At 39.0% G+C, this 21,731-nt stretch carries 18 protein-coding genes and 1 pseudogene; all 19 read right to left on the bottom strand.

Annotation, left to right across the window (positions count from 1 at the left end; genetic code table 11):
- Nucleotides 1-16: 16 nt before the first annotated feature.
- Nucleotides 17-790 (bottom strand): glycosyltransferase family A protein, encoded by a 774-nt coding sequence (locus Q0R52_RS11635; RefSeq protein ID WP_295794832.1) that lies wholly within the window; start codon nucleotides 788-790, stop codon nucleotides 17-19.
- Entirely contained in the window at nucleotides 787-1,953 is a 1,167-nt protein-coding gene (locus Q0R52_RS11630; protein WP_295794831.1) for a hypothetical protein, read from the bottom strand. The genes Q0R52_RS11635 and Q0R52_RS11630 overlap by 4 nt, the downstream gene beginning before the upstream one ends.
- Before the next feature lie 7 nt (nucleotides 1,954-1,960).
- Nucleotides 1,961-3,079, bottom strand: a complete 1,119-nt coding sequence (locus Q0R52_RS11625) for an EpsG family protein (protein WP_295794830.1) — start codon at nucleotides 3,077-3,079, stop codon at nucleotides 1,961-1,963.
- A 63-nt stretch (nucleotides 3,080-3,142) separates the two neighbouring features.
- Entirely contained in the window at nucleotides 3,143-4,222 is a 1,080-nt protein-coding gene (locus tag Q0R52_RS11620; RefSeq protein WP_295794829.1) for a glycoside hydrolase family 99-like domain-containing protein, read from the bottom strand.
- Nucleotides 4,223-4,227: 5 nt separating this feature from the next.
- Complete coding sequence (locus Q0R52_RS11615) at nucleotides 4,228-4,743, bottom strand: acyltransferase (RefSeq protein ID WP_295794828.1); 516 nt, start codon at nucleotides 4,741-4,743, stop codon at nucleotides 4,228-4,230.
- A gap of 123 nt (nucleotides 4,744-4,866) precedes the next feature.
- Entirely contained in the window at nucleotides 4,867-5,937 is a 1,071-nt protein-coding gene (locus tag Q0R52_RS11610) for a glycosyltransferase family 2 protein (protein ID WP_295794827.1), read from the bottom strand.
- Entirely contained in the window at nucleotides 5,925-7,274 is a 1,350-nt protein-coding gene (locus Q0R52_RS11605) for a hypothetical protein (protein ID WP_295794825.1), read from the bottom strand. The genes Q0R52_RS11610 and Q0R52_RS11605 overlap by 13 nt, the downstream gene beginning before the upstream one ends.
- A gap of 127 nt (nucleotides 7,275-7,401) precedes the next feature.
- Nucleotides 7,402-8,565 (bottom strand): putative sugar O-methyltransferase, encoded by a 1,164-nt coding sequence (locus Q0R52_RS11600; protein ID WP_295794824.1) that lies wholly within the window; start codon nucleotides 8,563-8,565, stop codon nucleotides 7,402-7,404.
- A 7-nt stretch (nucleotides 8,566-8,572) separates the two neighbouring features.
- The gene (gene rfbH, locus Q0R52_RS11595; RefSeq protein ID WP_295794823.1) at nucleotides 8,573-9,874 is read right to left on the bottom strand and encodes a lipopolysaccharide biosynthesis protein RfbH; all 1,302 of its coding nucleotides are present in this window, start codon (nucleotides 9,872-9,874) and stop codon (nucleotides 8,573-8,575) included.
- A gap of 23 nt (nucleotides 9,875-9,897) precedes the next feature.
- Entirely contained in the window at nucleotides 9,898-11,616 is a 1,719-nt protein-coding gene (locus Q0R52_RS11590; RefSeq protein ID WP_295794822.1) for a thiamine pyrophosphate-binding protein, read from the bottom strand.
- Nucleotides 11,613-12,539: an NAD(P)-dependent oxidoreductase gene (locus Q0R52_RS11585; RefSeq protein ID WP_295794821.1), complete on the bottom strand. Its 927-nt coding sequence runs from the start codon at nucleotides 12,537-12,539 to the stop codon at nucleotides 11,613-11,615. Before Q0R52_RS11585 ends, Q0R52_RS11590 begins: the two co-directional genes overlap by 4 nt.
- The gene (gene rfbG, locus Q0R52_RS11580; protein ID WP_295794820.1) at nucleotides 12,532-13,608 is read right to left on the bottom strand and encodes a CDP-glucose 4,6-dehydratase; all 1,077 of its coding nucleotides are present in this window, start codon (nucleotides 13,606-13,608) and stop codon (nucleotides 12,532-12,534) included. The genes Q0R52_RS11585 and rfbG overlap by 8 nt, the downstream gene beginning before the upstream one ends.
- Before the next feature lie 2 nt (nucleotides 13,609-13,610).
- Nucleotides 13,611-14,384, bottom strand: a complete 774-nt coding sequence (rfbF, locus tag Q0R52_RS11575) for a glucose-1-phosphate cytidylyltransferase (RefSeq protein WP_295794818.1) — start codon at nucleotides 14,382-14,384, stop codon at nucleotides 13,611-13,613.
- Between the two features lie 10 nt (nucleotides 14,385-14,394).
- Nucleotides 14,395-15,438 (bottom strand): ferredoxin--NADP reductase, encoded by a 1,044-nt coding sequence (locus Q0R52_RS11570; protein ID WP_295794817.1) that lies wholly within the window; start codon nucleotides 15,436-15,438, stop codon nucleotides 14,395-14,397.
- A complete protein-coding gene (locus tag Q0R52_RS11565) occupies nucleotides 15,438-16,514 on the bottom strand; it encodes a lipopolysaccharide biosynthesis protein (protein ID WP_295794816.1) in 1,077 nt (358 codons plus the stop codon). Before Q0R52_RS11565 ends, Q0R52_RS11570 begins: the two co-directional genes overlap by 1 nt.
- A gap of 19 nt (nucleotides 16,515-16,533) precedes the next feature.
- The gene (locus tag Q0R52_RS11560; protein ID WP_295794815.1) at nucleotides 16,534-19,032 is read right to left on the bottom strand and encodes an SLBB domain-containing protein; all 2,499 of its coding nucleotides are present in this window, start codon (nucleotides 19,030-19,032) and stop codon (nucleotides 16,534-16,536) included.
- 211 nt (nucleotides 19,033-19,243) lie between these two features.
- Nucleotides 19,244-20,173: a GDP-L-fucose synthase gene (locus Q0R52_RS11555; RefSeq protein WP_295794814.1), complete on the bottom strand. Its 930-nt coding sequence runs from the start codon at nucleotides 20,171-20,173 to the stop codon at nucleotides 19,244-19,246.
- Nucleotides 20,174-20,485 (bottom strand): DUF3467 domain-containing protein, encoded by a 312-nt coding sequence (locus Q0R52_RS11550; RefSeq protein ID WP_252789922.1) that lies wholly within the window; start codon nucleotides 20,483-20,485, stop codon nucleotides 20,174-20,176.
- Nucleotides 20,486-20,555: 70 nt separating this feature from the next.
- Nucleotides 20,556-21,731: pseudogene (locus tag Q0R52_RS11545) on the bottom strand (DNA-directed RNA polymerase subunit beta'); the annotation flags it as partial.

Here is a 21,731-nt window from a genome sequence, read left to right as displayed (position 1 = left end):
ATGTACAAATGAATTATTAGTGAGATATCAGCAATCGCCTGAGATATTTTATATTTTCAAAAAAAGCTACCATAAGGTATTCCCGATAACTTATCTTTTGAGACTGAGAAAGCTGTTGGAATGCTTTCAATACGCCCAGATGCATTTCCTTCAAATTGGAAGATAGTCCTTTTTGCCCGAATGGTTTTTTATCTTCGATATTACGGGCACCGGTATAAGGCAATAAATAGCCCCTCCCCTTATGTATTATATTCAACCACAAAAAATAGTCTTCGGAAAAACGCATACCTTCATCAAAACCATTTTGCATCTGAAATGTTTTCCTTTTTACAACTACACAAGGCGTTAGAAAATAATTTTTAAAAAGTAATTTTTTAAAAGTAACCTCTCCGGTAAAAGCTGTGGGCGCCGATTGATACTTCGTTGATACAACGTCGTAACTGTTATTAGCTGTAATAAATTCTTTTATTAAACGAATATTCTCAGGGAACCATTTATCGTCGCTGTCTAAAAACGCTATATAAGCCGACGATGAGATTTTCACTCCATTATTTCTCGCCGCCGAGGGGCCCTGATTTTGTTGTTCAATTGAAATAGCCTTAATTTCAGGGGGCATCTCTTTGAGGATCTCTTTAATTATGGTTCTTGTATTATCGGTACTGCCATCATCAATAATAATTAGTTCGTTAACACTAACCGACTGGTTTAAAACCGAATTGACGCAATCTTGTATAGTATTTTCGGAATTAAAACAGGGTATAATTACCGATATTGAAATATCTTCAATCATAATTTGGTCGCTAAATCTGTGGCAATTGACTGCAAATTATTTTTCGTCTTAAAGGTCTCTATATTTCTTACAAAAACATCTATTTCTGTCGTCAGTTTCCCGTTAACAATATTTAAAATCACCGCGCTCATCTCGTTTATGTCTTTACAAAGAAATCCCATTTCGCCGTAGTCATTAAAAAGCCAGTCAAAGTAATCGTTATAAATTGAAATTATAGGTATTCCAAGTTTGATCACCTCAAAAATCGCCCCGCTTGCGCATAATTGATAAGAATCATTGCTATAAAAAAACAAAACAAAATCTAGTTTCCCGACTTCGGTTTCAAAAATAGCGTTTGGGACAAATGCGTCAGGGTAACGTTGATTAACCAATTTATTTGTAAACGGGGATATTTCGGGCAGCACTTTGCCGATCGTCCTGAAATCCAATGCTCCCCTGGCAATTTCCTTTTCGAGTATCCGAGCCAGTTCAAAAATTAAGTTTGAATTTTTTGAAAGCATCTGCGTTCCAATAGCTCCCAACGTTAACGGCGTCTTATCCACGTCAAAAGCAACCTGCTTATAATCCGAATGATATGAATAAGGATGTAATATTGTGATTATCCTTTTAGTGACATTATTTGAAAAGTAACTCTCAAGGTGGCCCTTTATGCGGTCGCCAAGTACAATATACCTGGTTGTTTTATTACCCAGGTTTATTGCAAGTTTTAACATAACGCCAAAAGCAATGGTGGTTTTCTTTCGATTTGCTGATTTTAAAAATTCGAGCTCGCCATGCAGAACAATTAAATGTTTGGCTTTTTTACTTCGAAAAATAAATAAATAAAGACTTAAAAAAAGATGGCCCGTCGGGAAAAGACATGTCCACAAATAAGTGCTAACATTCCGCTTTTCCCCTAACCGCAGTGAACGGTAGATTTCTTTTATCTCTCCAAAAATTCTTGCCGGCCACGAAAACGCTTTAGGATCGTAATAGCTATCAAAGCCACAAAATTCAATATTTAAAGGAGTTAAAATACGCTCTTTAACTAATTTCAACTGTTCGTCTTCTGCCCGGTAAATAAATGATTCGTTAGGGTAGACAGAACTAAACACCTGCAACAAGGCAGCGTTAAACTCAAGGTGCACTTCGCCTGGATGAACGACTTCACTAACTAAAATCATTTACCTACTACCTTTCAAAATGTTTATCGAAAATTGAGTTATATGGCACATAAAGTTCCTTGTATGAATTAATTAGAGCATTATACCTGCTTAACACCACTATCATAGCTATCGCAAAAACCAGTACCAATGCTTTTTTTGAATTTCTAAAGTAATTTATTGTATAGGCAACTAAAAAAATCTCAAAGAAAAGGTAAGAAACTGAAGCCCTTGCAAATACGGCTAAGTCTTTAGCAAACAAAAAGTAGATTATATTACCCACCATGTACAGTTTAAAATATCCCTGCACCAAAGGGGTGGTATCTCGAAGTTTATTCTTGATGAAAACAAAAATTGGTATGAAAATAATTCGTTTGACGGTTCCAAGTAAATAAAGCACGAGCGGATTTCCAGTTGGGTTACCCGTATCGTATTCGCCGTTCAGATATCCGCTTATTTTCTCACCGGCCCGGCCCCCAACGCCAACCACCTGGAGCAGGAGGTTCAATAATTTTTCATCAAGGCTAAATACCCCAAAAACAAAACTGACGCCTATTAAAATATAAAATGACCGGTCACTAATATTGGCCCAGTAAATATAGTAGGCTGCAAAGTAGAGAACAGCTGTGATGTGTATTGATGCAGCAACGCCAACAAACACCGCGAAAATTATGGGCTTGCGCTCAATAATAAAAATCGTACTAAATAACGTAAGAGAAATTGCGAGATTTTGCCGAACAGCAAATATATCGGCAAAATAATAGCACAAAAACAATAGCAAAACCGTAAATATTGTTTCTTTATGGTATTTTAAAAAGAACTTAAATTTTAACGACAGGCACAGAAATGAGAATATAGTTAGGAATATGGTGTAGTTATCCGTAAAACTCCTGACAAAGGAAAGTAAAAATGAAAAACCAGGCTCAAATAACTTTGCGTAAACCTCCGAAAAATAGCTAAATGAATCGTAATAACTATCCCAATCGGTCCCCGTTTTCCACCTGAGACTTGCAAGTGCCCAAAACACTAAAAAAGTGAACGCGCTACCTGCATATATAAACAATACCCTGCTTACTTTAGAAATCTTAACGTAATCAAGAAAACTTAACCCTACTAAGTAAAGATATAAGGAGATGTATAAAATCAATTTTTAAAGTCTAAAATATAAGGTTTTGCTTCTATTTCAATTCACTAAAATTCAAAGCTATCATTATTTAACCAATACTTCGTCCTGAATTGCTTCCAAATATCCCCTTCCATAAACCAAGTCGGGTTCAACATAGTTGCCCTCGGCCCATTCGTTCCATGACTTTAAAAATACCAGCCTGTTTTCTTCTGGCTTGTGCTCAATAATTTTAAAAACATCTTTAATATGTTTTTGAAATTTGCCAGGTGTTGAGTTAGTCATTATGTACGCCCTGGTGCCGCTCCTTGGTGAGTTATCCCAATTAGGAATTATAGTTGGGATACAATTTAACTCAGTCTCCTCGCTACCCACAAAATATGCCGACGCCTTTTCATAGTCGTATGTCCTTAGTTTTTTAAACACACGATGTAAAACACCACGTTTAATTTTTGAGGTTGTAAATCTCTCTATATCAAATATTCTTGAAATATTTACAGCGTCGAATCCAAGTTGAAGTATTTCGTTTTTTTGCTCAAACTGCTGACAATGGCCAACAAAATAAATATCAGCCAGTCCATGCTCAACGGCAAGCCCCCTCCATGCTTCAAAAAACACATTAATATCAGGAATTTGAAACGGCCGGTAAATATAAACTAATGGTTTTCCATCAACTTTAATATAGCGTGGATCTTTAAACGCATCCACCAGACTTAAAAAATGTTGTTCGTAGTCTGCTTTGCCCGGATACTTTTGCTCAATCAGCACTTTTTTGTCTTCGCCATGCCAAATTCCACTCCAGGTTTCGTTTGCCCAGCCTACGCAGAAAGGCAAATCAGGTTTCTCGCTTTTCAATACTTCGGCAAATGGCCGCTCTAACGTTCTTTTACCGTCACCAAACCAATAATGCCAGTAACAAAAACCCTCTATCCCATATTCCTTTGCCAAATCTGCCTGTGCTTCCCTGGTTTCGGGCAATCTTAAATCATAATAGCCCAAATCCGCCGGCACATGTGGTTGATAGTGGCCTTTAAACAGCGGCTTGGCTTTGCCAACATTTGTCCATTCCGTAAACCCCTTTCCCCAAAAAACGTCATTTTCAGGCGTTGGATGAAATTGTGGTAAATAAAATGCAATAACACGCGCTTTCTTTTCCTTATTTGCCATTTATATTAAAACTGTTTTAAAATTCGCGCTGGTATCCCACCTATTACGCAATTATTAGGGACATCTGAAGTAACTACTGCATTTGCGCCAATTATGGAATTTTCGCCGACCCTAACACCGGCCAAAATAGCGGCACCTTCCCCTATCCAAACATTCTTCTCAATTATTACCGGGCCTTTTGAAAATAGTGGGCGTTGACTTGCAGCTGTTAATAAATTGTTCGCCGAAACTTCACCGTGTGAATGATCGGTAATGAGCACCTTGCTACCTATCAAAACATTGTCGCCAATTTCTATGTAATTTATTGCGCCGATATGGCAGTCGAAGTTTATATTAACATTGTCGCCGATCTTTATCTTAGGCTGGTATTTATCGCCCTGATATTCATCCCATGCCTCAATACGCAGCCTTGCCCGGGTAGAAAAATTATTGCCTATAGTAATATATTTTCCACCTTTAAGTGTAACAGGATATTGCAGGTAAAACGCCGGACCGATCTCTTTCAGTTCGGTCTTGATCATGTTTCCGTAAATTAGAGAAAGTACCCGCTTTGTATAATTTATAAGTATTTTGGTAAGCTTATTATAAATTAGCAGCACAAATACATAAAACGCATTTTTTAAAATCTTTTTGATATAACTCACTTACTTTGATTGATAACTGTAGTAACCCTTTTCAATCCTAATGGTATTCTTGTTAAGTCGGGCGAAAAGAATGCTCCTGACATCTGTCATCTTTTTGAGCAACATCGAACCAGCGATACCAAATCTACAAAATTGACGTGGTAAAAGTAATATTGGGAACAATGCCACCCAAAAAGCGCCGTATTTTTTAAAGTTAGAGTATAGTACCGGCGACGGATCTTCACTCACCAACCTACCATTTGCTGCCGATTTGTTCATTACCAAAAAGGGAGGAAAGAAAGAAATGATAAGACTATTATTTACGATATTGATATACTTTTGATTGAACCCTTTCGCAATAAAAGCTTTCATTATTAAATTAAACTTTTCGCCAAAAACATCAAATAATTTATAGCCCCCGGTATTTTCAACACTGCCGATACCCAAGAGATTTTCCTCTACAACAACGTTGTAAGGCGAATTTATAAATGCCGGTATAACCCATCCCAACTGAATTAAGTTTGTTTTTTTAAAATCATCAAGGTTAACATCCTTATCAACCAATTCCTTTTTTATGATATTGCCAGATATAAACGTTAAATAATAATTTACTCTTTTAACAAAATCAGATTTGTTGTGGTATACATCGAAACTACCATCCTGAGATGAAGGTGTTTTTATTACTTCAAACTTATCATTATACGAAGCACCATTAACAAAAATTATACCCGCATCTCCCTTATTTTGTATAATTGCTATAATTTTTTCAATTGCACCGGCTAGAAAAAAATCGTCGTCTCCTAAAATAAGTACAAATTTACTGTGCGCTTCTAAAAAGCACTGGGCAATATTTAAATCAGCGCCAATGTTAGCAGCATTAATAATGTACCTTACATTTACTCCGTTATCGATGAAAGCCGTAACCGTTTCAGCGGTATTATCAGTTGAGCAATTATCAGATACAATAATTTCAACTAAATCTTCATAGCCGATTAGTTGAGTTTGAATGCTATTTAAAGCTTTATTTAGGAATACAGCTCTATTATAAGTGGGTATAGCAATTGTTAATATAGTCTCCCCTAATGATGCCATTCCAATTTTTTGTTTTTAAAAATTATAGTCACCCAAAGTAGTCCCGCAAATATCATTAGTGTTGTGTAACCTATCGTGATACCATTTACGCCAAAATATTTACCTAAAAATATTGTTGATAACGCACTTAAGATGCCCATTACAATTGACTGGACCAAAAAGGGCTCTTTTTTGTGGCAGCGTAAATACGTGGCCAAAGCGAAAATAAATTGGCTGATAAAAGTGCAGATGGTTAATAAAACAAGTGGAAAAGTTGGCAAAAACCGGTTGCCGACCGGGAAATGAAAATGTCGTACTATTTCAACAAAAATAATAAATATACCCAGGCAAAGCGCACAAATCAGGCATGCTTGCTTTGTGATTAAATTAAATTTTTCATTTAACTTTTCATATTCCTTTTTGGCAATTAAACCTGAAAACAGGGGTACTTTGGTAGTAATCCAGCTAATTGATACGGATAGCACACCATTTAACGCCGCCAGCGTCATCCCCATTTGCCCGGCTACTATTGGGCCTTCTGTTGCAAACAAAACCGGGATAAACAATTGAAATATGAAATAACCGCTTATCCAGCTCAATGCAATTTTCCATTGCAGGGGAAATATTTCTTTTAAATAATTTATTTTCCATTTGCTTTGAGCACGCCACACGGCTTTTAATAATTTTATTCTGTTAGAGAAAATCACCTGGATGTAATTGATCCCGATTGCAATTAAGGAAGCTAAAGCAGCTGCATATAATTTAAATCCACACAGAAAAAACACAAATAACAAAACAATATTGGCTATTTTTTGAATCAGCCGCACCTTTGACATATCCTTTACCTGATTAAGGCCATCAAAAAATGCAAGTACCGGGTCGATAAAAAGGTTTAACGATGTAGCTACACAAAGTATAACCCATGGGTAGTGCCAGGAAATATTTAAGTCTTTATTATATGAGGAGAAAAAGAAGAAACCAACTGCCAATAAAATAAAAAACAAAATTCCGGATATAATTGCAAACCATTTAACACAAAATCGAAGCAGCGATGACAATCGTGATTTATGAAACTCTTCGCCTGCTAATTGGAAGTCTGCGGTCAGGCTTAAATGAGCAAATTCGTGAGCGGCATATTGTGTTATTATGCCGCTTAAACCCAATTCAAAAAATATTTGTATCGCCAAAACGCTGGCAAATGTGTAATAGTACCCCTGCTCGTTCGACGATAAAAACTTCGCAATAAAAATAATTGATATAAGGCCGCTGCCAGCCTGTATAACCCTGGTCAGTATTGTATACGCAATGGCTCCATCAATCCCCAGTTTCGCGGAAAACACCTTTATTATGGACTTCATTATACGTGGTTAGGCATATTTATAATTAGCGCGGAGGGCTTTGAAATTGCAGTGTATTTAATAATCATACCAGATTACCTATACGCTAACTTTTAGCTATCTGCTACAATCAAAATTATTATTCTTTTTATTTCGAATACAAGTATTCGAATTCATCCATTTTTGAATCTCTTCCCAAGTTCCATAACGCTGGTTTTTTTGAAACAAGTTTAAAGTCTTTGTCTTCGATACCAAACTCGTCTGCTTTTAAAGAATTTGATTTGATGGTATGATTTACATGAAAAACATGTTTTTTTGTTGCCCGTTTCAATTCAGTTATATAGGTATTAATCGTTTCTGTCGACATCTCCGCCAAACTATATGAGTTAAACACCAAATCGGCTTTTCCCGAAGGAAGGTTAAGCACTTCAAAATTAGGCATTATGATCACATCGTATTCTGAGATACTTTCTTCATTAAAATCGTCTTCCCCGTATAGCAATATTTTCTTTTCCGGGTAACAATTCATTAGGTAATATGCAGTTAAGGCCATATTTTCCGGCAAATCAAAATCAACATACGTAACGTCATCAATTACTTTATTTAAGAAATATCCAAGACCACCGTACCCGCCCCCAAGCTCCACCACCACTTTTCTCCCTTTTTCGCCTTTAATTAACTCCGAAATACGTGTGGCGTAATAGTGAAAATATTCTGCACCGGTTCTCACAAACTCATTGTTTATATAATATCCGTACGGATTTCCATAGTCCGGCATATACAAGTCGCCTACCTGGTATTGGTTAGCGGTCAGCTCCTTCCAATGATTATATCTATAAATAGAATCAAGCAAGTATATGTCACCATTTAGCCTGGAAATTTTACCATTAAAAAAATTATCCTCCATACTAAATGGTAAACCATGCAATCCTACGCTACAACCTTCACGCATAAAATTTTCGTATATTTTATTTGTGTCAGCTTTATTTAACGTATTTAAAGCGATAATAATATCATTCATATAATTCTCATAGATAGGTAACCATTCATTACCCACCTGAAAAGCCCCTGGTAAGGTTTTTTGAACTTTTTTTGCCTTGTTATACGCTTGAATTATACGGTCTGTTATTACATTATTCTCTGTGTGAACGTTTTTTTGCCTAAAGCATTTCTCTAAGTCGTTATTTTTAAAATCATCTGATTGCGGAATATTGGACCCAAGGTTTTCAAGAACATTTTTATACTGCGCTTTTTTTAAATAGTTAACCTTTATTTCAACCAGTTTCTTTTTAATTTCTGAGACTATCGACATCTTTTTTCTAATTAATATATTGTTTTATCACATCTAGTATATAGTCATAGTGATTTTCATTTAATCCGGGCCATACACCTATCCAAAAAGACTGGTTCATTATGGTATCGGTATTTTCAAGCCCTCCGATGGTACGGTGCTTAATATTGGCATAAGCTGGCTGGCGTAGCAGGTTTCCGCCAAAAAGCAAACGCGTTCCAATCATTTTCTCTTCCAGGTGCTGTACAAGCATGTGCCTGTCAGCAGCGTCGCCTTCGCGCAAAGTAAGTAAAAACCCAAACCATGAAGGATTGCTGTTTGGAGTTGGCTCCGGAAGGATAAATATTTCCTCCAGCGTCTTCATACGCTCATAAAGAGCTTTATAATTTTCGCGCCTTCGCTGTACAAAGTGATCAAGCTTTTTCAATTGCGAAACCCCGAAAGCAGCCTGCATATCGGTAACCTTTAAATTAAAACCGATATGAGAATAGGTATATTTATGATCGTAACCATATGGCAATGTACCTAATTGCTGCGAAAAACGACAACCACAGGTGTTATCCTTACCCGGTTCACAATAGCAATCGCGCCCCCAATCCCTAAAGCTTTCGGCAATTTTCGCCAATTCAGGATTGTTTATTAAAACAGCGCCGCCTTCGCCCATTGTAATATGATGTGCCGGGTAAAACGAGAAAGTTGATATATCGCCAAATGTGCCTGTTTTTTTATCTCTGTAAGTAGCCCCTAATGAGTCACAGTCATCTTCTACAACCCACAGGTTATATTTTTTGGCAACCCGCATTACCTCGTCCAAATCAAACGGGTTACCTAATGAATGCGCTATCATAATTGCTTTTGTCTTTGGCGATACAGCGGCTTCTATATCTTCCGCTTTTACATTATGGGTGGCAATATCAACGTCAACAAACACAGGAATAGCCCCAAACTGAATCATGGGGTTTACCGTCGTTGGGAACCCGGCTGCAACTGTAATTACCTCATCGCCGGGTTTTATAGCCCGGTCGCCCAATTTTGTTGAAGTAAGCGCGTAAAATGCAACCAAATTTGCCGATGAACCAGAGTTGACTAATAAAGCTTTGTGGGCTCCAAAATACTTTGCAAAATCATATTCAAATGCATTGGCAAAGCGCCCGGCAGTTAGCCAGCCATCTAAAGCAGCATCAACTCCTGATAATATATCATCCTCATCCAAAACCTTCCCTGTAACCGGTATATAATTTTTCCCAGGGATAATAACCTGGCTGGTTTTTGCTTTTGCTATATTCCTGAGATTTTTTTCTAATTCAGGATCAATAATATTTTTTAACATGTTTTAATTTATAAATAAATCTATCAGGTACCTTCCATTTCAATAGGTTTTGCAAACGGTTCCATTTCTGTAATAGGCCTGCCAAATGCAATTTTAGGATAAGTATTTGTATGCGGATCTATCATCACCTGCAGTAAAACAGGCGAATTCACATTTTGGTCGTTCCACATCCATTTTATTGCATCTTCTATTTCATCTTCAGTATTAATAGTAATTGCATTTATTTCGTATGCATTTGCAACTTTTTCAAAATCGGGGGCACTATAACCCCAATAGGTCGACTGATATCTCGATTCAAAATAACTATCCTGGAACTGGCGGATCATTCCCAGATTTTTGTTATTCATTACTACCATTTTTACAGGCAACTTGTTACGCACAATGGTTTGCAGTTCCTGGATATTCAATTGCATGCAGCCATCGCCAATTATTGCCACCACAGGTTTTAAATTCAACGCGAAACAAGCCCCAATGGCAGCCGGCAGTGCAAACCCCATGGCCCCCATCCCTCCTGATGTTAAAAATAACTGATCTTTGTAAATCTCTATTGATTGGGCAGTCCACATTTGATGGCTACCAACATCCGCCAAATAACATTTGGTTAATTTCGAATTGTGGGACAAGGCATGAATAAATACATTGGGATTAATCCCAACAGGCTTAAGCTCTGCCGTATCAGGCCATTGGAGCCTTAATGCATTTATGTAATCATACCATTCTATTGGCTTTTCAAAAATTTCGGTTGCTGCCTCATTAACAAAGTCGGTAAAAAACTGTTTTGCATCAGCAATTACAGGTATACAACCTTTTACCCTATTATTAATCTCATCCTGCTCACAATCAACATGATAAATCTTGCGATTTTCGAAAAATTTGGTATCCGCGCCGGTTTGCCTGATATCAAGGCGACTGCCAATCACAAGTAACAAATCACACTCTCCGAATGCGATATTTGCCCACCTGTTTCCATAAGCCCCGATAAATCCCACCCTGGAAGGAGAATCATGTTCCAAAGCATCGATAGCAAGCAAAGTAGTCGCTACAGGCAATTGGGTTTTTTGAAGGAAAATTTTCAGTTGCTCTATTGCAAACGCCGATCTTACTCCCCTGCCCACTAATACCAGTGGTCTTTTTGCCTTTTTTATATCATCAAAAATATTTTTCAGCTGGGCTGCCGATGGTCCCAGCAAAATTGGGGCAACAACACCGTAATCCCGAATATCAATTTGTGCCCGCTGAATATCCATCGGTATGTCAATCAGCACCGGGCCCGGCCTGCCCTCGGTGGCAATTAAAAAAGCTTGCTCTAAAATAGCAGGTAACTCGTGTTCGCTTTCGATTTTAAAACAGGCCTTTGTAATTGGTTTTGCCATCGAAATAATATCTGTCTCCTGAAATCCCAGTTGCCTTATATTTCTATCGCGTTTTTGTTCATGACGATTAACCTGGCCTGTTATAAAAATTGCAGGAGAGGAATCAAAATAACAACTGCCTATCCCGGTTAATAAATTAGTTGCCCCCGGCCCGCTGGTGGCCAGCGCAATACCCGGTATACCGGTAATTCGCCCATAAGCATCTGCTGCAAATGCCGCAGATTGTTCATGATGCATGGTAATTATATTAATAGACGTTTTCTGGTTTAATGAATCTAAAAGATGTGTTATCATTCCACCAGATAGCTCAAAAACATGCTTTACACCTCTTTTTTCTAAATATGTAGCTACAAAATCCGAAACCTTCATTTGTTTGTAAATGGTTTTTTTAAAAAATAATCAATTGTTTTCAGCAGCGATTTATCAAAATTTGACACCTCAAACGCTCCAAAAGCTTCGACGAACTTTGCAGAATCGCCCTGTATATGCATTGATTGATTTGGCCGATAAGGAAGAGCCCCAAAATTTAGCTTAAATTTTGGGTTAATGTAATCTCTTATCCTCTGAATTAAGTCTTTGAGCGCCAGCAATGATGCTCCTGATATATTGTATGTACCAGGATTTCCCTGGCTATTAATAATTTTATTTATGGCTAAACCCAAGTCGTCAACATATAAGTAAGCGTATTTCTGCGCGCCCAAAGTTAAGTCTATCTCGTCACTAATAGTGATTTTTTTTATTAATGACGGAATTAACCATGTATCCGACTCACCTTTCCCAAAAAAAGAAAATAGCCGCAGCCAATACCAGTCTATGTTATTATAGCTGCAAAACTGCTTAATTATTTCTGAACAAATAATTTTTACATGGCCATAAGCTTCATTCGCATTTAAGGGATGATTCTCACCAATGCACCCGTTAAAAACACCATATTCGGCTTGCGAACCTAAACCTATTAATTTTTTAGCTCCGCTTTTTTGAGTTACCTGCAATACTTTTTGCAGGAAGTTTATATTTAAAAACTGGTGGTCCCAGTTATTCCGTTCCCTGTGCCCCACGCCTAACCAGGCTGCATGTATTACCACATCAATCTTCCCGTTAGCAACACTATTAATCCATTCATCACTATCATCTTTTATTATCCAGGTTACATTTTCAATGTAAGTTAAGCATAAATCTCTTGATGAATTTTCCCGATAAATAGCAACTACGTCATGCCGTGCTTCAAGCAAATACCTGGCTATATTTGATCCCAGAAAACCAGTAATACCGGTTATAAAAACTCTAGCCATTAAAAAATTGATGAATTTGGGTATCGGTGAACGCCGCCATGTCTGTACTTTTGTAGAATTCCTTATACCAAGTTATTGTATCGGCGACGGCTTTGTACGCTGCCAGTTGGGGTGTCCAATTAAGTTGGGCTTTCGCTTTACTTACATCTAATTTAAGCAATCCGGCTTCATGCACCTGATTAATCTCCTTGTTAATAAAATACTCCCCACCACCCCAGCAATCAATTGCCATTTCTACCATTTTGTTAACAGGCAGGGCATCATCTAAGTCGGGGCCAAAATTGTAGGCCTGAGAATATTGTTGAGGGTCTTTGCATAATTTGGCGCCCAGTAATAAGTATCCTGCCAAGGGTTCTAAAACATGCTGCCAAGGCCTGACAGATTCGGGGCTCCTGATTTCTATTTTCTCATTTTTATTCAACGCCTTAACTACATCTGGTATTAGCCTGTTATCAGACCAATCGCCCCCTCCAATAACATTACCTGCCCTGCCTACGGCTATTGCTTTTTTATGAGTAGCGTAATTCTTTACGTTGAAGAATGAATTGCGATAAGAATCAATAACTAATTCAGCACATGCTTTACTTGCGCTATATGGGTCATTTCCACCCAAACGGTCATTTTCGCGATATGGGTACTCCCACTCATTGTTATGATATACTTTATCGGTAGTAACTAAAACAGCGTTACAAGGGTTGTCCAAAAGGGCTATTGCATCCAGCAGGTTAGCTGTACCGATCGCATTAACTTCAAAAGTTTCTGATGGAATTTGATAAGATAATCGCACCAGCGGCTGCGCAGCGAGGTGAAAAACAAAATCGGGCCGAAAATCCAAAACAGCAGTTTTTAATGCCTCCCTGTTACGCAAATCAGCTATAACCGATTGGCAAAGTTCATCTCCGCTAATAATGTCGTAAAGGTTTGGCAGTCCGGCAGGTTGCAAGGCATAACCCTTAACTTCGGCGCCAAGCATTGTAAGGATTTTCAGGAGCCACGAACCTTTAAAGCCCGTGTGACCGGTCAGGAAAACCCGCTTCCCACGGTAAGTTTCTTGTAATATATGTAACATACTTACCACATTTTCCATGGAGCGCTATTTGTGTTCCACATGTTATTTAAATCGTGCATATCCTTTAATGTATCCATCGGCCTCCAAAATCCACTATGTTTGTAGGCACACATTTGCCCTGAATTTGCTATTTGTTCCATTGGGGCCTGCTCCCAAACAGTTTTATCCCCATCCTTTATATGATCAAAAACCTCAGGCTCGCAAACAAAGAAGCCGCCATTTATCCAGGCGCCATCGCCCCTGGGTTTTTCCGTGAAGGAATGAACGGTAGAATCTTCAAGTATGTTCAGCGCACCAAATCTTCCGGAAGGTTGCACAGATGTTACAGTACAGTGTTTACCATGTGCTTTATGGTAATCCGCAAGTTCTTTAATATTGATATTACCCACACCATCGCCATAGGTTAGCATAAACGTTTCATTATTGGTGTATTGTTGAATACGCTTGATCCTGCCACCCGTCATGGATTCAGTGCCGGTATCAACAAGCGTAATTTTCCAGGGTTCGGCTTGTGAGTCAAGTACTTTTATCGAATTATCGGCCAGATCAATCGTTACATCAGATTTATGCAAAAAGTAGTTTGCAAAATATTCCTTTATCAAATATCCTTTATATCCAAGGCAAACTATAAATTCATTATATCCATGGGCCGAATATATTTTCATGATGTGCCATAATATGGGCATCCCTCCAATTTCCACCATCGGTTTGGGCTTTAATACAGTTTCTTCAGATAACCTGGTTCCAAATCCGCCAGCTAATAGTACAACTTTCATTTATATTTTATTAATCCACTTCTATTTCAACTTCGTCTGTAAGGGGGAAACTGCTGCATAATAAATACTCATTTTGCTGCAAATCTTCCGGCAATTTCTTAACTCCTATCATTTTGACTTCTCCCTTAATTAAGCGCCCTTTACAAACCAAACAATTCCCGGTTTGACACGAATAAGATAATTCAATCATAGCATCAAGCCCTGCCTCGAGAATACTTTTACCCTTAGCTACTTCAACCGTTGTATGTTGGCCGCCTTTTTTTATTAATACTTCCCTGGTGACTATTTCGTCAAAATCAGCGGGGTTGCGTGCTACTTCAAAATCTTCAAAGTATATTTTCTCATTACTAACACCATGGTTAAGCAATACGGCTTTAACCGATTCTTTTAATCCAACCGGCCCGCATATATAATGTAAACTATTATCAAAATTATTTTCATCCTGCATTACCGATAAAACCTTTTGAGGACTAATACGGCCTTCAATAACATAGGGATTATTTGATCTGATCGCCAACCTGGTATGAAAATGCCAAACAGAAAACTTATTGTCAAACCGTTTTTTTAAATCCTCAATTTTATCATTAAATATTACGCTTTCTATATTTCGATTACCGTATATGAGGGTTACATGGCTAGCTATATTTTGATGTAAAGCGTATTTTGCTAACGACATAAGCGGTGTAATACCACTGCCTGCTCCCCATAGCACAATTCTTGTATCTTGTGCAATATTGTTCTCCCTCAATATAAAATCGCCCATCGGTTCCATCACTTCAACAATGTCACCAACTTTTAAACTGTCGATAATATGGTTTGATACAATACCGCCCGGCACCCGCTTAATTGTTACCTCCAGATCAGCATCAATAAATGGTGCAGACGAAAATGAGTACGGACGCATATACCTGCGTCCATTTATCCTAAAGATTAGAGTTAGATACTGCCCGGCGCTATATTTTATTTTTTTAAGCCCCGGCTGTTTAAATGAGACCGTGACTGTATCGCTGGTCTCATAAAACCGCCCTACAACTTTCAGAGTAAAATATTGCATTATCTTAATATTTTTTTCCAGGCTTTTGACACTGTGAAGAATAGGACAGCAAAAAAACCAAATAACACACCGCCTAAAATCAGCCCTTTTAGTTTCCCGAATTTTTCCTCTTCTAACGGAAGTATCGGCCGGTCTATCACCTGTATTAACGGTGTTTCTTTCCGTAACGATACTTTTGATATTTCAAGATTTGCAACTAATTGGGTTAGTATAGCCTGGTTAGCCTGAACATCAACTTGGCGACGTTGTGAGGGCACCCGTAGTATTTGTAACGATGGGTTTGCATTAGGATTAACATCAGATGTTGCTGCAACGCCTGTGAGGGCCGCGTTTAACTCGCGCCTAACAGAATCTGTTTGCCGTTGCAGCACAGCAACATTGTATGCAGACTTTTTCGTTTTTGTATCTATGTAAAAATCAGAAACATTTTTCACAAGTATTTCGGTAAAATTTTGGGAAAATAACTCATTTTCTGATTCGACCTTAACGGTGATAATCGTCAGCTTTTTATCAAACTTATCAACCGTTAAATTATCTTTGATTATTTTTGAATATAAAGCGCCCAAAGCTCCGTTTTGCTTTAGTGTAAATTTTGTCCTCTCAACGTCAGGTAAAAAACTAACATCCCTTAACTTTGGATTGTCGCTATAAAACCCCGTGAACTCAATATAATATTGGGCCAGCGTTTGCCGCTTATTGTTAATGGTAACAGTTGCCAACAACGTCTTTTCGACTATTGAACGTGACTTCATGAGCGCCAGCAGATTATCGCCGTTAAAAGCTCCACCACCACCGCTATTACCTAAATCAATCCCAAACTGGCTGGCCAGACCTAAAGCACCCAACGCCCCGCCCCCTGATTTATCATCGTCAAGTGCGAAACTTAATTCGGCGACATATTTGGTTTTGCTTATAAAAGAATAGGTGAGACCAACTGCTGCACCTATAACCGCTGCAAACAATATGGTCGCCCATTTGGATAACAAAAACCGCCACCACCCTATAAGTTTAAGAATTACATCCTTTAATGTAACTTCCTCAGCGGGGATATTGCTATTTTCTTTAACCTGGGCCATTAATACAATAGTTTAATTTTTATTTATGCAGGCTAATTATCCCAAGTATAATTGCACCCAATGATGCCAGGCCCGTAGTAAAGCCCAAAATTGTTTGAGCCGTGTTATTATTGCTAATTGGCTTTTTGGGCACATAAATTTCACTGCCGGGTTTTACACTGGGGTGAATATTGAAAAACAAAAACTTACTTGTTCCTTTAACCGTTCCATTTGGATAAACAATATATGCGCCGCGTTTTAACGCCCTGGGAGCAAATCCACCAGCATTTAATACATACCCTCTGAAAGATTTACCGCTACTGTAAACTATCGCACTCGGGTAAAGCACCTCACCATTCACCCTAACAGTTTGTTGCTGTTTAGGCACCCTTAAAACATCCTCGTTCTCTAAGATAAGATCTTCACTGCCACCAGGTTTCTGCAATATTTTCTTCAGGTCAATCCCCACATAGTTATTTCTAAGCTGGATAGTATCTTTTTTCGGATTTGCACTATAATCATTTTGCAGCCTTTGTAAATTTAGCATACGCTCCCTGTTTATCTCGGCAGTATCAATTTTGGTTTTGTCCACACCAAGCACCGCGGCATTGTCGCGCTTTAAACTGCTCCCTTCGATATCTGCCGAAGGGGTTAATCCGCCGGCACGGGCTATTATGTCTGATATCTTCTCATTTTTCTTTTGAATGGTGTAATAACCGGGATAAATTACCTCACCTTCCACTTTAACCGTTTTTTGAACCTCATACCCCGGTAAACTATATACCGACACTATATCGTAAGGCCTAAGTGTAAAATTAGAATACTCATCTTTTAACCCTTCATTAACATCAACTATAAATACCTGGGCAATTTTGCTGCTTAATACCTTGGGATCATTATCGTACACGCGGCGGGAAACCTCAATCCGTTTAGGGCTGGCACCTTCGGTAAAACCACCGGCATTAACGATCAGGTCGGCAACTTTTAAGCTATCTGAAAATACAAAATCTCCGGGTTTTCTAACCTCGCCCTTTATAGTAACCTTGTAAGCGTCACGCAAATCAAAAATCGAGGCCACGTTCACACTATCTTCGCGTTGCAACAATATATCTGCTGACGGCTTATTCAATACATCTTTTACATTAAATGAGAGTTGCTGTGTAGTATTATCCTGATTAAGCCTCACTATGCTCCCACGGCCGGTAAAAGCATCTTCCTTTAATCCCCCGGCATTTTTTATCAACTGCGATAGGGTCAAACCCTTTTGCAATTCAAACTCTCCAGGTCTGAAAACTGCGCCCTGAATTTGAACCCGGTTTTCGTACCGGTCCAAAATTTTATCCACTGTATATTTATCGCCTCTTAAAGGTGTATAATTTTTATAGTCGCTTTCGAAAACGTCTGTAATCCTCCGTTGCTGATCGCTAACCTGGTCAACTTTAATACGCGCAGTATATGCCTCATCGGTAAACCCACCGCTAAAGTTCAAAACATCCTGCAGCGTTTCACCCGGTAAAACTTCAAACAGAGCCGGAATTTTCACCTCTCCTTTTAGCGTTACGCGTATATGGTAGGTAGGCACCCTAATTACGTCCTGGTCCTGCAACGATATGTTATCTTTTTGACTGCCTTTTACCAAAAAGTCATACAAGTCGACACGCCGCACTATTCTATTATTCCTGATGACCTCAATTTGCCTGAATGACCCTACATCGTTAGGGCCGCCAGACGCATACAGGGCGTTAATAACAGTAGCCAATGAAGAAACGGTATAGGTGCCGGGTTTGACCACCTGCCCCTGAACAATTACCTTAATACTGCGAATATTGCCGAGTGTAACTTTAACGTTTGTACCTTTGTCAATTGCATAATTGTTAGCTCTCAGCCGGTTCTTTATTGCGGTTGTAGCATCAGCGATAGTTTTGCCGGCTACATTTAAGACTCCAACACCGGGGATGTTGATATTCCCCTCGGGCGACACGTCCAGGCTCCAGTCGACCACCGAATTCCCATAAACATTAATATTCAGCTGGTCATCAGGTCCCACAATATAGTTTAAAGGCGTAGCCAATTTCAAATTGGGTTCGAACGTCGTAGGATTACTATTCCTGAATAAATCAGCTCCAAATATTTTAGGTCTTAAATCAATAAATAAATCCAGCTTTTTTAATGAAGTATCTGTATTGGTAGTGTCTCTGTAACTTGATTTACGCTTACCATTTAAAGTATCCGCAGCCGATTTTTTTAATTTATTATTGTTACCGCCGCCGTTCTTGTTTCTGATATTATTTATACGGGTTTGCAGTTTTTGAACCTGTACGCCAGACATACCCCGCGCTTGCGCCTGTTGTAGTAACTGGTCATCGGTTAACCTGGCTTTTTGCGCCTGCTGAAGCAGTGTAGTTATCTGTTGATCGGAAAGATCATCTACATTTATGCTTGAAAGATTTTGCGGAATACTTTGTGCTGATGCCGGAGTGACAACAGCGATGCACAAAAAAACAGAAATTATAAATAGGCAGAGTTTAAGTTTATTCATTATTTTATAAAAATCACATCCAATGCATTTTTGCCAAACTTGTGATATGGTTACAAATAAATTCGCTGCAATATTAAGCAAATAAAATTACTTGTAAGTATTAGCGGCTCCCAATGGTCGGCAACGCTCTAAAGCACAGCCCGAATAAATATGCGTTAAATACAGATTAGAGCCGTTATTGTTTTAATTTTCAACAAACAGTTCCCTGAACTCAAGCTTGTTTTGCTAAAAAATCCAGGTATGCCATCTTTATGCCTTCAGGCAGCCCAACTGTATGTTTCCAGCCCTTGCTGTGCAGTTTACTAACATCCATTAGCTTCCGGGGTGTTCCGTCAGGTTTGGTGATATCAAATTTTATTTCGCCGTTATAACCTATAACGTTTTTAATAAGCATGGCCAGGTCTTTAATTGAGATATCATGCCCGGTACCAATATTTACAAGGCCTTCTTCATTGTAATTTTGCATCAGGTAATAGCACGCCTCAGCTAAATCATCCGCAAATAAAAACTCCCGCATTGGTGAGCCAGTCCCCCATATGGTTACCTCGGGCAAACCCTGCTCCTTTGCCTCATGAAAACGGCGTATCAGGGCAGGCAGCACATGTGAGTTTTGGGGATGGTAATTATCATTATAGCCATACAAATTGGTAGGCATTACCGATATAAAGTTGCAACGATATTGTGCCCTGTAGGCATCACACATTTTTATTCCGGCAATTTTTGCTATCGCATAAGGCTCGTTGGTCGGTTCAAGCAAGCCTGTAAGCAAATATTCTTCCTTTAGTGGCTGCGGGGCCATTTTAGGATATATACAACTCGAGCCCAGAAACATCAGCTTTTTTACCCCGGTAAGGTATGCATTGTGGATAACATTGTTTTGTATCTGCAGGTTATCATACAAAAACTCGGCCCGATAAGTGTTATTGGCAATAATGCCACCAACTTTAGCTGCCGCCAAAAAAACATAGTCGGGCGTTTCGTCGACAAAGAAATCAGCCACCTGCTGCTGATTGCGCAAATCCAGTGTATCTGACGTCCGGGTAACAAAATTGGTAAACCCTTCTTTAAGCAGTTTGCGATGGATTGCCGATCCCACCATACCGCGGTGTCCTGCTATATATATTTTAGCCGATTTATCCATTTATGCCTGTCCTACTGTGCCCCCAAAATTCATGGGGAACCCCGATGGGTCCTGCTGAATTTTTATACGACCATTTGCGTTTTCAAATTTTTCTAAATTATCTTCAAGCGCCGTTAACAGACGTTTTGCATGCTCGGGCGTCAAAATTATTCTCGATCTCACCTTTGCTTTAGGCACACCGGGCATTACACGGATAAAATCAAGCACAAATTCTGAGCTTGAATGCGTGATTATAGCCAGGTTGGAATATATACCTTCTGCAATCTCTTCAGAAAGCTCAATATTCAGTTGATTTTCGTTTTGTTCTTCCATGGTGCTAAATTAACAAAAAAGCCTTCCGTTTGTGCGGAAGGCTTTGATAATATATTTGTTCGAAATAATTTTAAGCTTCTATTTCTTCAGCTTTCGACGCCATCAAGCGGTCAAATTCTTCCTGTGAACCAACACGGATATTTTCGTATTCGCGCAGACCTGTTCCTGAAGGAATTAAGTGACCTACAATAACGTTTTCTTTCAAGCCAAGCATCAAATCTTTTTTACCTGCGATTGCTGCTTCGTTCAGAACTTTTGTAGTTTCCTGGAACGATGCGGCCGAGATGAATGATTTAGTACCTAATGAAGCTCTTGTTATACCTTGCAGCATCGGGCTGGAGGTTGCAGCAATTGCGTCGCGCACTTCAACCAATTTCAAATCTTTACGTTTCAAAATTGAGTTTTCATCGCGCAACCTTCTTACTGAAACTATCTGTCCTGATTTTAAGCTTGTTGAATCACCTGGCTCTGTAACAACCTTCTTGTCGAAGATGTCGTCGTTTTCCAGCATGAAATCCCAGCTGTCAACTGCTTCCCTTTCAAGGAAGCGGGTATCGCCGGCATCTTCAATAGCTACCTTCTGCATCATCTGGTGAACAATTACCTCGAAGTGCTTATCGTTAATTTTCACACCCTGTAAGCGGTAAACTTCCTGTATACCATTTACCAGGTATTCCTGCACTGCTGCAGGGCCTTTAATGGCAAGGATATCAGCAGGCGATATCGAACCGTCAGACAATGGCATACCTGCCTTCACAAAGTCGTTATCCTGTACAAGGATGTGTTTCGACAATGGAACCAGGTATTTTTTAACCTGTCCGTCTTTCGATTCGATGGTGATTTCGCGGTTACCACGTTTCACACCACCTAAAGTTACCACACCGTCAATTTCGGTTACTACCGCAGGGTTCGATGGGTTACGTGCTTCAAATAACTCGGTTACACGTGGTAAACCACCTGTAATATCCCGGGTTTTACCGGTTGAACGAGGAATTTTAGCAATAACCTGTCCTGTTTGCAGTTTTTCACCTTCGTCAACAGCAATGTGAGCGCCTACCGGGATGTTATAGCCTTTAATAATGTTTCCTTTATTATCAGCAACCTGTATAACAGGGTTTTTGGTTTTATCCCTGGTATCGATAATTACCTTTTCGCGGTGACCTGTTTGCTCGTCTGATTCTTCGCGGAAAGTAATACCTTCCAAAACAGCTTCAAATTTGGTAACACCCGCAAATTCAGATATAAT

It is taken from the genome of Mucilaginibacter sp. (assembly GCF_025359345.1).
Lineage (GTDB): Bacteria > Bacteroidota > Bacteroidia > Sphingobacteriales > Sphingobacteriaceae > Mucilaginibacter.
Note: the sequence above shows the minus strand (reverse complement) of the source record. Positions and strands in the feature narration are given on the sequence as shown.

Coding starts and splice junctions, on each gene's coding strand:
- rfbF (WP_295794818.1), bottom strand. CDS start 14,384: ATGAAAGTTGTACTATTAGCTGGCGGATTTGGAACCAGGTTATCTGAA.
- Q0R52_RS11635 (WP_295794832.1), bottom strand. CDS start 790: ATGATTGAAGATATTTCAATATCGGTAATTATACCCTGTTTTAATTCC.
- Q0R52_RS11605 (WP_295794825.1), bottom strand. CDS start 7,274: ATGAAGTCCATAATAAAGGTGTTTTCCGCGAAACTGGGGATTGATGGA.
- Q0R52_RS11570 (WP_295794817.1), bottom strand. CDS start 15,438: ATGCAATATTTTACTCTGAAAGTTGTAGGGCGGTTTTATGAGACCAGC.
- Q0R52_RS11620 (WP_295794829.1), bottom strand. CDS start 4,222: ATGGCAAATAAGGAAAAGAAAGCGCGTGTTATTGCATTTTATTTACCA.
- Q0R52_RS11560 (WP_295794815.1), bottom strand. CDS start 19,032: ATGAATAAACTTAAACTCTGCCTATTTATAATTTCTGTTTTTTTGTGC.
- Q0R52_RS11550 (WP_252789922.1), bottom strand. CDS start 20,485: ATGGAAGAACAAAACGAAAATCAACTGAATATTGAGCTTTCTGAAGAG.
- Q0R52_RS11555 (WP_295794814.1), bottom strand. CDS start 20,173: ATGGATAAATCGGCTAAAATATATATAGCAGGACACCGCGGTATGGTG.
- Q0R52_RS11630 (WP_295794831.1), bottom strand. CDS start 1,953: ATGATTTTAGTTAGTGAAGTCGTTCATCCAGGCGAAGTGCACCTTGAG.
- Q0R52_RS11610 (WP_295794827.1), bottom strand. CDS start 5,937: ATGGCATCATTAGGGGAGACTATATTAACAATTGCTATACCCACTTAT.
- Q0R52_RS11600 (WP_295794824.1), bottom strand. CDS start 8,565: ATGTCGATAGTCTCAGAAATTAAAAAGAAACTGGTTGAAATAAAGGTT.
- rfbH (WP_295794823.1), bottom strand. CDS start 9,874: ATGTTAAAAAATATTATTGATCCTGAATTAGAAAAAAATCTCAGGAAT.
- Q0R52_RS11585 (WP_295794821.1), bottom strand. CDS start 12,539: ATGGCTAGAGTTTTTATAACCGGTATTACTGGTTTTCTGGGATCAAAT.
- Q0R52_RS11565 (WP_295794816.1), bottom strand. CDS start 16,514: ATGGCCCAGGTTAAAGAAAATAGCAATATCCCCGCTGAGGAAGTTACA.
- Q0R52_RS11615 (WP_295794828.1), bottom strand. CDS start 4,743: ATGATCAAGACCGAACTGAAAGAGATCGGTCCGGCGTTTTACCTGCAA.
- Q0R52_RS11590 (WP_295794822.1), bottom strand. CDS start 11,616: ATGAAGGTTTCGGATTTTGTAGCTACATATTTAGAAAAAAGAGGTGTA.
- rfbG (WP_295794820.1), bottom strand. CDS start 13,608: ATGTTACATATATTACAAGAAACTTACCGTGGGAAGCGGGTTTTCCTG.